The 12924-nt window shown below is 41.3% G+C and carries 11 protein-coding genes; 9 read left to right on the top strand and 2 right to left on the bottom strand.

Annotated elements, in window-relative coordinates:
• Positions 1 to 40 precede the first annotated feature (40 nt).
• The 5 genes from PCRYO_RS08050 to PCRYO_RS08030 all read left to right on the top strand — a co-directional run bounded on the left by PCRYO_RS08050 (position 41) and on the right by PCRYO_RS08030 (position 5291).
• Positions 41 to 322, top strand: a complete 282-nt coding sequence (locus tag PCRYO_RS08050; protein ID WP_011513907.1) for a SlyX family protein — start codon at positions 41 to 43, stop codon at positions 320 to 322.
• A gap of 220 nt (positions 323 to 542) precedes the next feature.
• On the top strand, positions 543 to 1766 hold the full coding sequence (locus PCRYO_RS08045; RefSeq protein ID WP_011513906.1) for an OmpP1/FadL family transporter: 1224 nt from the start codon (positions 543 to 545) through the stop codon (positions 1764 to 1766).
• Between the two features lie 367 nt (positions 1767 to 2133).
• Positions 2134 to 3516 carry an outer membrane protein transport protein gene (locus PCRYO_RS08040; RefSeq protein ID WP_011513905.1) on the top strand — a complete coding sequence of 461 codons (1383 nt, stop codon included), beginning with the start codon at positions 2134 to 2136 and terminating at the stop codon, positions 3514 to 3516.
• A gap of 429 nt (positions 3517 to 3945) precedes the next feature.
• Positions 3946 to 4464, top strand: a complete 519-nt coding sequence (locus tag PCRYO_RS08035) for a helix-turn-helix domain-containing protein (RefSeq protein ID WP_011513068.1) — start codon at positions 3946 to 3948, stop codon at positions 4462 to 4464.
• Entirely contained in the window at positions 4368 to 5291 is a 924-nt protein-coding gene (locus tag PCRYO_RS08030; protein ID WP_105575668.1) for an IS3 family transposase, read from the top strand. Before PCRYO_RS08035 ends, PCRYO_RS08030 begins: the two co-directional genes overlap by 97 nt.
• 74 nt (positions 5292 to 5365) lie before the next feature.
• On the opposite strand, the gene putP is transcribed toward PCRYO_RS08030, so the two are convergent.
• Positions 5366 to 6865 carry a sodium/proline symporter PutP gene (putP, locus tag PCRYO_RS08025; RefSeq protein WP_011513904.1) on the bottom strand — a complete coding sequence of 500 codons (1500 nt, stop codon included), beginning with the start codon at positions 6863 to 6865 and terminating at the stop codon, positions 5366 to 5368.
• A gap of 536 nt (positions 6866 to 7401) precedes the next feature.
• Positions 7402 to 8274: a LysR family transcriptional regulator gene (locus PCRYO_RS08020; RefSeq protein WP_020443718.1), complete on the bottom strand. Its 873-nt coding sequence runs from the start codon at positions 8272 to 8274 to the stop codon at positions 7402 to 7404.
• Positions 8275 to 8582: 308 nt separating this feature from the next.
• Between PCRYO_RS08020 and leuC the strand changes: the two genes are divergently transcribed.
• The 4 genes from leuC to leuB all read left to right on the top strand — a co-directional run bounded on the left by leuC (position 8583) and on the right by leuB (position 12814).
• Complete coding sequence (gene leuC, locus PCRYO_RS08015) at positions 8583 to 10001, top strand: 3-isopropylmalate dehydratase large subunit (protein WP_011513902.1); 1419 nt, start codon at positions 8583 to 8585, stop codon at positions 9999 to 10001.
• 47 nt (positions 10002 to 10048) lie between these two features.
• Complete coding sequence (gene leuD, locus PCRYO_RS08010) at positions 10049 to 10699, top strand: 3-isopropylmalate dehydratase small subunit (RefSeq protein WP_011513901.1); 651 nt, start codon at positions 10049 to 10051, stop codon at positions 10697 to 10699.
• 174 nt (positions 10700 to 10873) lie between these two features.
• Complete coding sequence (locus PCRYO_RS08005; RefSeq protein WP_011513900.1) at positions 10874 to 11620, top strand: hypothetical protein; 747 nt, start codon at positions 10874 to 10876, stop codon at positions 11618 to 11620.
• Between the two features lie 90 nt (positions 11621 to 11710).
• A complete protein-coding gene (gene leuB, locus PCRYO_RS08000; protein ID WP_011513899.1) occupies positions 11711 to 12814 on the top strand; it encodes a 3-isopropylmalate dehydrogenase in 1104 nt (367 codons plus the stop codon).
• Positions 12815 to 12924 lie beyond the last annotated feature (110 nt).

Here is a 12924-nt window from a genome sequence, read left to right as displayed (position 1 = left end):
TTAGCCATCGTTAGCCATAGCATCTAGTATTGAGAAAAATATGAATGAAGCAAATCCAAAAAATAACAGTGTATCCAATCCGCAAATCGACAGCTTAGCCACACAAGCTGATTTACAATTGCAGTTAGTCGAACTGCAGATGAATATGTCTCATCTTGAGCTGACCGTAGAACGCCTTGACGACGTCATTACTCGTCAAGACAAACATATCCAAACGCTACAACGACAATTACAATTTATTTATAAACAAGTTGAAAGCCAAGATGAAGAAGCAGGCGTGGCACCTTTTGACGTTATGGCAGACAGACCACCCCATTATTAACCATAATATGCCATACATAAACAGCGACTAAACTGAATTATTTTGAATGACTTTATATGTGTATTTTCGAATAAATATACTGTGCAGTGACTATCCAGTCATATTAAAGAAATAATGTTGTTTTAGTGTATTAAAAACATTAGTATCCTTCACCTTAAGTACCGTCTACCTAACAAAGTTCGGGATAGCGGTAAACAACGTGGATGTTTGGAGATACACAATGGGCGCAAATTTTAATCTTAAAACCCTCACGGTAGCTATTGCTACTCTTTCTATTGCTAGTGTCGCGAGCGCGGCAGGTCTTGATCGTTCAGGTCAAGATATCACGGCGTTTTTACAAAATGGTGTATATGCTGAAGCGGTTTATACCTATATTGATGGCGATGTCACTGGTAAAGATTCGTCAGGTAAAGAGATTGATGATATTGCTGAGTCTTACGACTTCTTTCGTTATGGTGTAAAAGCGGATATCAACGACACTTTTAGTGTTGGGGTTTTATATGACGAGCCTTTTGGTGCAGCAGCTGACTATAGTGGTAAGAATGACTTTGTAGATCAAAATCCTCTTTCACCTAGAAATGGTGAAGGTACCAATGTTGAAGTTCGTACTGAAAGCATCACTGGCATTGTTGGCGCAAAACTTGGCGAAAATAAGAACTTCCAGGTATATGGTGGTCCAGTAGCTCAACGTGTGAAAGCCAATGTGAAATTGCGTGGAACTGCTTATAGTATCGCTAATGGTTATAGCACCAATATCAGTGCTGATCAGGACTATGGCTGGTTAGCTGGTGTCGCTTACAGTAAGCCTGAAATTGCCTTACAAGCTGCTCTAACGTATCGTTCAGAAATTGAGCATAATACACAGGCTGCAGAAATCTATCCTTTCGCTCAGAGAGTTGGTCTTTCGCCAAATAGAATCGATAATATTGAGATCACTACCCCTGAATCAGTGAATTTTGATTTCCAAACGGGTATTAATCCTACGATGCTAGCTACAGCAAAAGTACGCTGGGTACCATGGAGTGATTTTGCGATTACACCATCATTATACAATGAGACTAGCCAAAAATTAGCAGGTCAGCCTGGTATTCCTCCTGAAGGTTTAGATTTGGTTAGCTATGATAAAGACCAGTGGCAGGTTGAATTAGGTCTTGCTAAACGTCTAACGCCAGTATTAGCAGTGACCGGTACGGTTGGCTGGGACAGTGGTGCTGGCAATCCAGTTACGTCACTAGGTCCTATTGAAGGTTACTATAGCGCTGGTCTTGGTGCAAAGTATAATTTGACCGACAACTGGGCTATTTCTGCTGGTGGTAAATACCTGTGGTTTGGTGATGCCCAAGGTCAGATACCTAGTAAAACTGTTGTCAGTAACTTTGAAGATAATGATGGCTTTGCTCTTGGTGTAAAATTATCTTATCAAGCCAAGCAAAACTTTAACTAAGCGCTTATGCCTTTACTTTAAATAATACTGTTTTAACAATTTTAAAAGCGATCCTTAAGGGGTCGTTTTTTTATGTATTAAATTAAAAATCTAGAATTACTAACTATTAGATTTAAGTTTGCTAAAATTACAATTTATGAGTTACTTTATGAATATTTGTTTTGTATTTTTGTTCGTTTGCTTTAGGTCTAGATAAATGTACTGAACAGTCATTATTAAGAAATAAAGTGTTTTAAGTGTTGTTTTAGTGTCAAAAAGTGATTACTATTCATTCAGGACGTCGTTTACATAAGTTTATATTTTAAGCAACAATGCCGAATATGAGTTATGAAGATGATTTAACAACTAGGATGTTTGGAGATACCCAATGCGCGCTACTTTTCATTTAAAAACTCTTGCTGTAGCGATAGCTACTCTTTCTATAGCCAGTATGGCTAACGCTGCAGGTCTTGATCGTTCAGGTCAAGATATTACAGCATTCCTACAAGATGGCACCTATGCTGAGGCCGTCTATACCTACATCGACGCAGACGTTAGTGGCTTTGATAGTGCTAACAATGTCCCTACAAGCAATACCTATGTTAAAGGTAATGCCACTGGTGATATTGCTGAGTCTTATGACTTCTTTCGTTATGGCGTAAAGGCAGACATCAATGATACTTTTAGTGTCGGTATCTTATATGACGAGCCATTTGGTGCTGCTGCCAAATATGAAGGTGATAATAACTTTGTATCAAAAGGTGGCAATGGAGATGAGTCTGCTCGAGAAGTAACTGGTAATCCGTTAGTTAATCAAGCAGCTCTTAACGCAGCTGCTAGAGCTGCAGCAATTAACGCAGCAGCTAACCCGAATGATCCTAATGCTCAAGCTCAAGCTCAAACTCTTGGCGGCGCGGCGCGTATTGTAGCACAACAAGATGCAGATGCAGGTGAAGGCACAGACGTTGAAGTTCGTAGTGAGAATATTACTGCCATTCTTGGAATGAAGTTGGGTGCCACTAAAAACTTTCAAGTGTATGGTGGTCCAGTAGCACAGCGTGTACGAGCTGATATTAAGTTGCGAGGCCTTGCCTATGGTCCTGCTACTGGTTATAACGCTCATGTAAATCCTGATCAAGATTATGGGTACCTTGCTGGCGTTGCCTTTAGCAAACCTGAGATAGCGTTAAAGGCGGCATTGACTTATCGTTCTGAGATTAAGCATAACACGCAGATTTCAGAGGATTATCCAGTGGTAGGGATAAATGGAGCAGTCAATGATATGGAGATAACAACACCTAAGTCAGTAAACTTTGATTTCCAAACGGGTATTAATCCTACTACGTTAGCGACGGCAAAAGTACGCTGGGTACCATGGAGCGATTTTGCCATTACTCCTCCAGTATACAATCAAGTCAGTAAACAACGTTTCCCTGAGGGTTTGAATCTGGTTGAGTATGATGACGATCAATGGCAGGTAGAGCTTGGTCTTGCTAAACGCATTGCCCCAGCTTTAGCCATTAGTGGTACCGTTGGTTGGGATAGTGGCGCTGGTGATCCAACGACTTCATTAGGTCCAATTGATGGTTATTACAGTGTTGGTCTAGGTGCTAAGTATAACCTTACAGAGAACTGGGCAGTATCAGCAGGTGGTAAATACTTATGGTTTGGTGATGCTCAAGGTCAACTACCTACAGATAAGATCGTTGGTGACTTCCAAGACAACGATGGTTATGTGGCTGGTGTAAAAATATCTTATCAAGCTAAATAAAACACTATTATAGACAAATAGGTTAGACATGAGAAAGCGATCCATTAAGGGTCGCTTTCTTATATATATGAATCGAGGAAAAACCTAATGGCTATAGAAATAGATAGAAATAGATAGAAACGGTACGTTAATATTGAGGTTTGAACGCTATTTATATAAAGGTTTACTACTTGCTATTATTAGGTAGTATAGAGATTTGCAAGAAGTAGCCTAGTGATACTGCATCTATTTAAAAATAAATAGGTAGTAACTGTCAGAGTAATAGACGTAGAGGGTTGCTAACTGCCTTTTTATCACGCAAATTGATGATATAGAGGCAGTTAGCATTGAAATAACCCAGTGATATTTAATCAAACAATAAAAAACCTCGTTACTATAACAGTATGAACCGACCCCCATAAGTTGGACACAACTTATGGGGGTATTTTTATGCGTTACGATCTAGACTTTAAGATGCAAGTCATCGCATACTATCTGCAAGGACATACCGGACTTGCCACAAGTGAGAAGTTTAAAGTAGATTCGAAACTTGTACAAAAATGGGTTAAGCAATATCAAAGCGGTGGTATAGACGCGATCAAGCCAAAGACAAGTAAGGCTAAATACAGCAGTGGGTTTAAATACAAAGTGATTACGACCATGCTGACGCAAGGATTAAGTCAATCCGAGGTCGCTTTAACATTTAATATCAGCTCACCTGCTTTAATTAGCCACTGGCACAAAGCATATCGACAACAAGGCATGTCTGGACTAATAACCAAGCCTAAAGGTAGAGCCGCCATGACCAAGCCATTTATCACAAGCAAACCAGATGATGAGAAAACCTTAGCAGAGCTTAAGCGTGAGAATGAATACCTACGTGCAGAGGTTGCGTACCTAAAAAAGCTCGATGCCTTGCTCAAAGCGGAGGAACAAGCAGGCAAAAAGCAAGGCTCATCGAAGCACTAAGACAAGAGCACCCTTTATCTGCTTTGCTAAACATCGCTAAGATGGCTAAAAGTGTCTTTTACTACCATAGGTGTCAGTTTGACGTTAAAGACAAATATGGAGACTTAAAACAGCGTATTACTGAGCTTTACCATCAGCATAAAGGCAGGTATGGTTATCGTAGAGTCACGGCTGCATTAAAGCAGCTAGATTGTCATCATAACCATAAGCTCATCGCTAAGCTTATGCATGACATGAAGCTTAGCGCAAAGATAAGACGTCAGAAGTATCGCTCCTATAAAGGACAACAAGGTAAGATTGCGAAGAACTATTTAAAACGCCAGTTTCATGCAGATAAACCAAATAAGCGCTGGCTGACCGATATTACTGAGTTTAAGGTGGGTGATGATAAGCTGTATTTGTCACCCATACTTGATTGTTATAACAATGAGATTGTCAGTTATACACTCTCAAAGAGACCCACTTATGACTTAGTTGGCAAGATGCTAGAGGATGCTTTGGCAAAGACGAAAGCGTGCCGTGATAACAAGTTAATGCTGCACTCTGATCAAGGATGGCATTATCAAATGAGACTGTTTGGACAGGTGCTGAAACAGCATGGTATTAAGCAAAGTATGAGCAGAAAAGGCAACTGTTTGGATAATGCGCTCATGGAGGGGTTCTTTGGTACCCTAAAGTGTGAGACGATTTATATTGAAAAGCCTAATTCGATTGAAGGTTTAGAGAAACAGATTCATGAGTATATTCACTACTATAATCATGAAAGAATTCAACTCAAACTAAAAGGACTGAGTCCTGTTAAGTACAGAACTCAGTCCTTGATATAAACTAAACCGTCCAACATTTGGGGGTCAGTTCAGTAGCGAGGTTTTTTAATTTAACAGCAGTAATTAAAAAGTGCTTATTGATCTAAGTTCATTTCCATTTCTTTAAACTTCGCTGAGACTGAGGCTTTTGGACCACCTGTCATAATACTTACAGCAAAGATGGCAATAGTACTTAGGATAAAGCCTGGAACGATAGCGTATAACCAGCTATTTAGTGCCATACCATTCATCTGGAAAGGACCATAGATCCATAAGATGACAGTTAATGCACCAACGACCATACCAGCAACCGCACCGTTTCGGTTCATACCGCGCCAGATAAGACTGAAAATAACCAACGGTCCAAATGCCGCACCAAATCCTGCCCAAGCGTTAGAGACCAAACTTAATACAGAGCTTTCAGGATTAGAAGCCAGCAAAATAGCAACGACGGCGACCACGATAACTGAAAGACGACCGACCATTACTTGGCGGGCTTCTGGTGCATCTCTATCAAAAAACAGCTTGTACACATCTTTGGTTAGTGAGCTTGATACGACCAATAGCTGTGATGAGATTGTACTCATGATCGCGGCTAAAATAGCGGCTAACAAGAAGCCTGAAACTAATGGCGTGAATAAGAACTGGGTGAATACTAAGAAGATAGTTTCAGGATCATCTAAAGTCATTGCTGTTTTCTGTACATAAGCACGACCTGCAAAACCAGTCATTAATGCACCGATTAGACTCACAATCATCCAGCTCATACCAATGTTACGTGCCGTTGGTATATCTTTGACTGAGCGAATAGCCATAAAGCGTACAATAATATGCGGCTGCCCAAAGTACCCCAAACCCCAAGCCATTAACGAGACAATACCAAGGATCGTCATACCACTGGTGACATTAAGTAAGCTTGGATCAATGTTCCTGACCGCCTCAGTTGTGGCTGAAATTCCGCCAAGATCAGTAAAGGCTACAACAGGTACGATAACCATCGCAAATAGCATGATAATGCCCTGTACAAAGTCAGTCATTGACACTGCTAAAAAGCCGCCAAATAGAGTATAGGCGACAACCACACCAGCAGTCACCCACAAACCTGTGGTATAAGATAAGTTGAGTGAGCTTTCAAACAGTTTACCACCACCAACTAAGCTAGCTGCTGTATAAACAGTAAAGAATAAAATAATTACAACTGCTGAGATAACACGCAGCATATGCGACTTATCTTCGAATCGATTTGCAAAGTAGTCAGGTAATGTGATGGCATTATCTGCAATTTCAGTGTAAACACGTAAGCGCGGTGCCACGATGATATAGTTTAAAAATGCACCCAATGTCAAACCGAGGGCAATCCAGATACTCACGACGCCATCGGCATACATATAACCCGGTAAACCAAGTAATAACCAACCGGACATGTCTGATGCGCCAGCGGATAAAGCGGTTACCGCAGGACCGAGACTACGACCACCAAGCATATAGCCTTCGGTATCATTGGCTTGCTTAAAATAAGCATAAACCCCAATCCCGATCATCACTAAGAAATAGGCGCCAAGTGATATCAGCACGCCACTAGAAACTCCGTTCATATAAATAGTCCTTAACCAACGTTGTTGGCTGTCATTATTTTTAACGAGAAAAATTAAGTCTTGCAAGACGATGTTTAGAAACAATATCTAAAGACAAAAAAAGCCATTAAGTAGGACATAATGGCTTTTATTCAATATCTTCTGTTAGTTTTATATGATTGATGCTGTTTTAGGACCAATACTTATCAAACAATGTTGTATAGAAAAGGGCAAATATACTTCTGTGTTGCTACGTTAAATGCCATCATCTCTTTACCACTTGCCAAATATTAATCGCTTATATAACCAATCATTTAAAACCATTAAACCTACTGTTTACTATCATATATTACTAGAGATGTTCAATATATGATTATCAGTGCCAGTTGGGTAAAATTATGTTATAAAAAACGTCAGAGGCATTATAACGTATGAGCGTCATAAATGCTAACTCAGTATCTTTCAGCAAGTAATATTTTAGAAAGTTATTTTATCTTAGCTATCCAACCACACCAGACTAGGAGTTTTTATTGAATGATCTGTTATTCAATAGCACCTTATTCAATGGGTGCTAGCAAATCTAATAGTGCAGTTACACTGTTTGATTGGGTCAGTTTCGGGTTGATTACCACGCCTAAATGACGCTGTAATTCGATATTATCTGCCATATCAATACGCTCTAAGTCTTGGCTAATCATCGTTTGCGGCAATACTGACCAACCAAGTCCTACAGACACCAGCATCCGAATAGATTCAAGTGGGTTGGTGCTCATGGTGGCATAAGGCTTTAGATTGTGTTTGGCAAATTCAGCCAAGGTAATTTGACTGGTAAAGGTATTGGCAGATGGCAAGATAGCAGGGTAACGTGCCAATTGCTCTAGTGTCACATTAGACTTACTGGCCAAAGGTGATAAGGTACCAGTCATAAAGTAAAGTGGATCTGACCACAGGGTATGATAGGTTAAACGCTTGTCATAAACGGGTGGCAGGGTCAAAAATGCTAGAGACAAGTCACCATCAAGTACCGCTTTATGTGCGGTTTCTGAATCGACGAAATGTACCTCTAGCTGTACGGCAGGATACGCTTGGATAAAATGCTTAAGAACAGGGGCGAGATGGTGTAAGCCTATATGATGGCTAGTACCAATGACAAGTTTGCCGGATACAATATGCTTAGAGTGCTGTAGATTGATTTTAAAGTTTTCGTAGTCTTCAAGCCATCGTTTGGCATGAGGTAACATCTCACTGGCTGCTTGAGTTGGAACAATACCACGACCCACCGTATCAAATAAAGTGATATTAAACTCATCTTCTAAGTTTTTGATGCGTTTACTGACCGCAGGCTGAGTAATAAAAAGCTTTTCTGCTGCACCCGAAATACTACCTGTATTCATCACAGTCACGAATGTCGTCAAATTTGTGGTATTCACACCGATGTCCTTAGCTACATAACGAGCTATAAATAAAAGTTGGCTGACCCAATCATAATGTATTAGAAATAAAAGTTTGCAACTATGAAAGAATCATCAATTATTATTATAGGATTAGCCTGCTATAATCACAAGACATCGAAACGTATTTTAGACATATTTATTGTATTTACTTGATAATCTGCGCCATAAATCTTATTTTAGGCATCAATTATCGCAACCATTAGTAAGTAACAGATAAAAACCTAGCACACTATGGGTTTAATAAATGAAAAATATAGTCATTAGCCACTAAAAAGGATAGCAATATGGCCGGTCAAACGTTATATGACAAACTTTGGAATGCTCACGAAGTCACCAAGCGTGATGATGGTTCGAGCCTGATTTATATCGACCGCCATTTGCTACATGAAGTGACAAGTCCGCAAGCGTTTGAGGGTTTGGAATTGGCTAATAGAGCGCCGTGGCGTCTGTCGGCTAATATTGCAAGCCCTGACCATAACGTACCGACAGTCACCAAAGAGCGCTCAGAAGGTGTGGCAGGTATCAAGGATAAGGTCTCGCGCTTACAAGTACTGACGTTAGATGATAACTGTGCCAAATTTGATATCGCTGAGTTTACGATTAATGATGCTCGTCAAGGGATCTTGCATGTCGTCGGTCCTGAGCAAGGCTTGGTATTGCCTGGTATGACTGTCGTTTGCGGTGATTCACATACCGCCACTCATGGCGCATTGGGCTGTTTAGCCCACGGTATTGGTACTTCTGAAGTTGAGCACGTATTGGCAACCCAGTGCTTGATTCAAAAGAAATCAAAGAATATGCAAATCCGCGTCACCGGTGAGCTTGGCGCTGGCGTAACCTCAAAAGATGTGGTGCTTGCTATCATTGCAAAAATCGGTACTGCTGGCGGAACAGGGCATGCGATTGAATTTGCTGGTCAAGTATTTGAAGACATGAGCATGGAAGGTCGTATGACCGTCTGTAATATGGCGATTGAAGCGGGCGCACGCGTGGGTATGGTTGCAGTCGATGATACGACGATTGACTATGTTAAAGGTCGTCCATATGCGCCGAACGAGTCACAATGGCAGCAAGCAGAAGCTTACTGGCGTACTTTTTACTCAGATGATGACGCTGTGTTTGATAGCGTGATTGAGATTGATGGTAGCCAAATTGCACCGCAAGTATCTTGGGGTACCTCGCCTGAGATGGTGGTTGATATCACACAGTCAGTGCCAACGCCTGATCAAGCGATTGATGAAGCACAAGAAGAAGGTTGGTTGCGTGCTTATACCTATATGGGTTTGGAGGCGGGTCAAAAAATTACCGATATTCAGCTGGACCGTATCTTTATTGGCTCTTGTACCAACTCGCGTATTGAAGATTTGCGTGATGCCGCCGCCGTGATCAAAGGTCGTAAAGTGGCTGATACTATTAAAGAAGCCATCGTCGTTGCTGGTTCTGGTCAAGTGAAGTTGCAGGCAGAAGCAGAAGGTCTAGATGCTTTATTTACGGACGCAGGCTTTGAATGGCGTGAGCCGGGCTGCTCGATGTGCCTTGCAATGAATGCTGATAAGCTTGAGCCACAAGAGCATTGTGCTTCGACATCCAATCGCAACTTTGAAGGTCGACAAGGCAATGGTGGTCGCACTCATCTGGTCAGCCCAGCAATGGCAGCAGCAGCAGCATTGGCAGGTCACTTTGTGGATGTGCGAACTTTTTAGATATTACGCGTCATTTAACAATAAGCACAATATTGATAGGAAATACTATGCAAGCTTATAACACCCAAACAGGCATCGTTTGCCCACTTGATCGTGCAAACGTCGATACCGACCAGATTATCGCAAAACAGTTTTTGAAGTCTATTAAGCGTACCGGTTTTGGCGTCAATTTATTTGATGATTGGCGTTATCTGGATGAAGGGTATCCGGGACAAGACAATAGCACACGTGTTATCAATCCTGACTTTATTTTAAATAAACCACGATATCAAGGCGCTAGTATCTTACTGGCGCGCCGTAACTTTGGCTGTGGCTCTAGCCGTGAACACGCGCCTTGGGCGCTTTCAGAGTATGGCTTTCGTACAGTCATTGCACCAAGCTTTGCCGATATTTTTTATAACAACTGTTTTAAAAATGGCATGCTACCGATTGTATTGGATGAAGAAATCGTTGATAGCCTAATGAAAGCCACGTTTGCCAACGAAGGCTATGAATTGACTGCAGATCTTGAGCGTCAGGTGGTCATCACCCCAACTGGCGAAGAGTATGCGTTTGAAGTCGATGACTTCCGTAAGCATTGCCTATTAAATGGTCTTGATGATATTGGACTGACGTTGCAGCAAAGCGATGCTATTAAAGAATACGAGCAAAAAATGATGCAAAAAACGCCTTGGATATTTAATGAAGTCAGAGCCTAGTGTTTAAGCATGAAATAAAACCGCTAATGGCAAACGATTAATAACGAATATGAATCGCCATAAAAACGAGCTTAGCGCTAATACAGCGTTGAGTTATGGCGACTAAGTGGCTAAAATGAACGGTAATCTATTCTTATATTATATATTTCCATCTGATAAATAGTAGCCACCATTATGAATAAAATACGTTTTGCGGTATGGACAAGTACGGCTATTGCCATAACCTTATTATCTGGTTGTCAGGCATTGACAGGCTATCAACAGATAGATAAAGCAGAAAGCGCAAAGGTATGGACGGGTACTATTAAGCCCATCGCTGGCGAGGTAAATATTGCCTGTGTCGGCACCTACCACTGTGAGATTGTAAAGATAGATCGCACGATGGTGATATCGCCTGAAAATCACAAACCTGTGAATGCCACCATGGTGGTTGCGATGAATGCTGCGAGCCAAAACAATAAAACTCGCACAAGAAGTAAGCATTCTCAAGCTGCTATGACGATGGATATGACGCCGCTTATTCATAATAATGCCATTAAGATTGTGCCATTATCAGCGTCTGCTATGCCAAATCTTATTAACTATTATGCTCGGGTCAAACCCGCTAAACGTGAAGTGCACGTTAATTTTTATCCAGAAAATAATCTAGGTTATGTCGAGCGTTTTGCTATGATTCATGACTTTGCTGGCCCCGGCACTTATCAGCTGCGTGCTTATCAAAAAAAGTCTGGCCAGAGCTCCGGTAGCTTGTTAGATACAGCATCGCCAGAGCCTTTATGTGTTGAGCTTTATCAAGGCAATACCGTGCAGCGCCGCTTTTGCAAGCAGATTGGCACTGAGCATCAAGGAGAGTTTGTAGAAGCCAGTATCGTTAAGGCGGCATCAGTGCCATTAAAAGTAAAGGTAAAAGCCAAAGTGTAATTATTAAAATCCTATCGTTATTAGCTAAAAACAAAAGCAAGTATAAAATAAGTTATAGATATATAAATTTACTCAACCTCAAGGACCAGTATGGCAACGATTTTAACATTAGCGGGCGATGGTATTGGCCCTGAAATCATGACTCAGGCCATTGATGTGCTGAACGCTGTCAATGATAAGTTTGCGTTAGGTTTGACCCTTGAGTCTGGATTGATCGGCGGTGTGGCAGTTGATTCAACAGGTGAACCTTTGCCAGAAGAGACGCTACAACGTGCACGCGCAGCAGATGCAGTGTTATTAGGTGCAGTTGGTGGTCCTAAGTGGGATGGTATCGAACGTAGTAAACGTCCTGAGCGCGGTTTGCTAAAAATCCGTAGTGAGCTTGGTTTGTTTGCCAATCTGCGTGTAGCCAAACTTTATCCGCAGCTTGTGAATGCTTCAAGCATTAAACCTGAGATTATCTCAGGTCTAGATTTGCTGATCGTGCGTGAATTAACTGGTGGTATTTATTTTGGTGAGCCGCGGGGTATTCGTACACTAGAAAATGGTGAGCAGCAAGGCTATAACACCATGGTGTATAGCACTAGCGAAATCAATCGTATTGGCAAAGTTGCTTTTGAATTGGCGCAAACACGCGCGCAAGCAGCAGGAACCGCTGCCAAAGTCTGCTCTATCGACAAAGCCAATGTATTGGAAGTTACTGAGCTTTGGAAACAGACGATGATTGAATTACAGCAGTCAGAGTATAGCGATGTGGCGTTATCTCATATGTATGCTGACAATGCTTGTATGCAGCTGATTAAAGACCCCAAACAATTCGATGTTATGGTCACTGGCAATCTGTTTGGTGATATCTTATCTGATGAAGCAGCGATGCTGACGGGTTCTATTGGCATGCTGCCATCAGCCAGCCTTGATGAAGCGGGCAAAGGCATGTATGAGCCTTGTCATGGTTCAGCGCCTGATATCGCAGGACAAGATATAGCCAATCCACTAGCGACCATTTTATCGGTTTCTATGATGTTACGTTATACTTTTAAACAAGAAGCAGCAGCACAAGCGATTGAACAAGCGGTCAGTGATGTGCTTGATGATGGCTTACGTACGGTCGATATCTTGGATCGTAATGAAGCTGGACTTATACAAGTCGGTTGTCAGCAAATGGGACAAGCCGTATTGGCAAAATTGATTTAATAGAGATTACTTTATCCTAATCTGAATTTTTGAAAATTTATAATAATGAACCCATAATTTGCTAAGCAAGTTATGGGTTTTTTACTGTTCGCTTTTAGAGAAGAGAAGCG

It is taken from the genome of Psychrobacter cryohalolentis K5, assembly GCF_000013905.1.
Classification (GTDB): Bacteria; Pseudomonadota; Gammaproteobacteria; order Pseudomonadales; family Moraxellaceae; genus Psychrobacter; species Psychrobacter cryohalolentis.
Note: the sequence above shows the minus strand (reverse complement) of the source record. Positions and strands in the feature narration are given on the sequence as shown.

What these genes read in the sequence shown, in the direction of transcription:
- PCRYO_RS08050 (WP_011513907.1), top strand. Translation starts at nt 41, where the DNA reads ATGAATGAAGCAAATCCAAAAAATAACAGTGTATCCAATCCGCAAATC.
- PCRYO_RS08045 (WP_011513906.1), top strand. Translation starts at nt 543, where the DNA reads ATGGGCGCAAATTTTAATCTTAAAACCCTCACGGTAGCTATTGCTACT.
- PCRYO_RS08040 (WP_011513905.1), top strand. Translation starts at nt 2,134, where the DNA reads ATGCGCGCTACTTTTCATTTAAAAACTCTTGCTGTAGCGATAGCTACT.
- PCRYO_RS08035 (WP_011513068.1), top strand. Translation starts at nt 3,946, where the DNA reads ATGCGTTACGATCTAGACTTTAAGATGCAAGTCATCGCATACTATCTG.
- putP (WP_011513904.1), bottom strand. Translation starts at nt 6,865, where the DNA reads ATGAACGGAGTTTCTAGTGGCGTGCTGATATCACTTGGCGCCTATTTC.
- leuC (WP_011513902.1), top strand. Translation starts at nt 8,583, where the DNA reads ATGGCCGGTCAAACGTTATATGACAAACTTTGGAATGCTCACGAAGTC.
- leuD (WP_011513901.1), top strand. Translation starts at nt 10,049, where the DNA reads ATGCAAGCTTATAACACCCAAACAGGCATCGTTTGCCCACTTGATCGT.
- PCRYO_RS08005 (WP_011513900.1), top strand. Translation starts at nt 10,874, where the DNA reads ATGAATAAAATACGTTTTGCGGTATGGACAAGTACGGCTATTGCCATA.
- leuB (WP_011513899.1), top strand. Translation starts at nt 11,711, where the DNA reads ATGGCAACGATTTTAACATTAGCGGGCGATGGTATTGGCCCTGAAATC.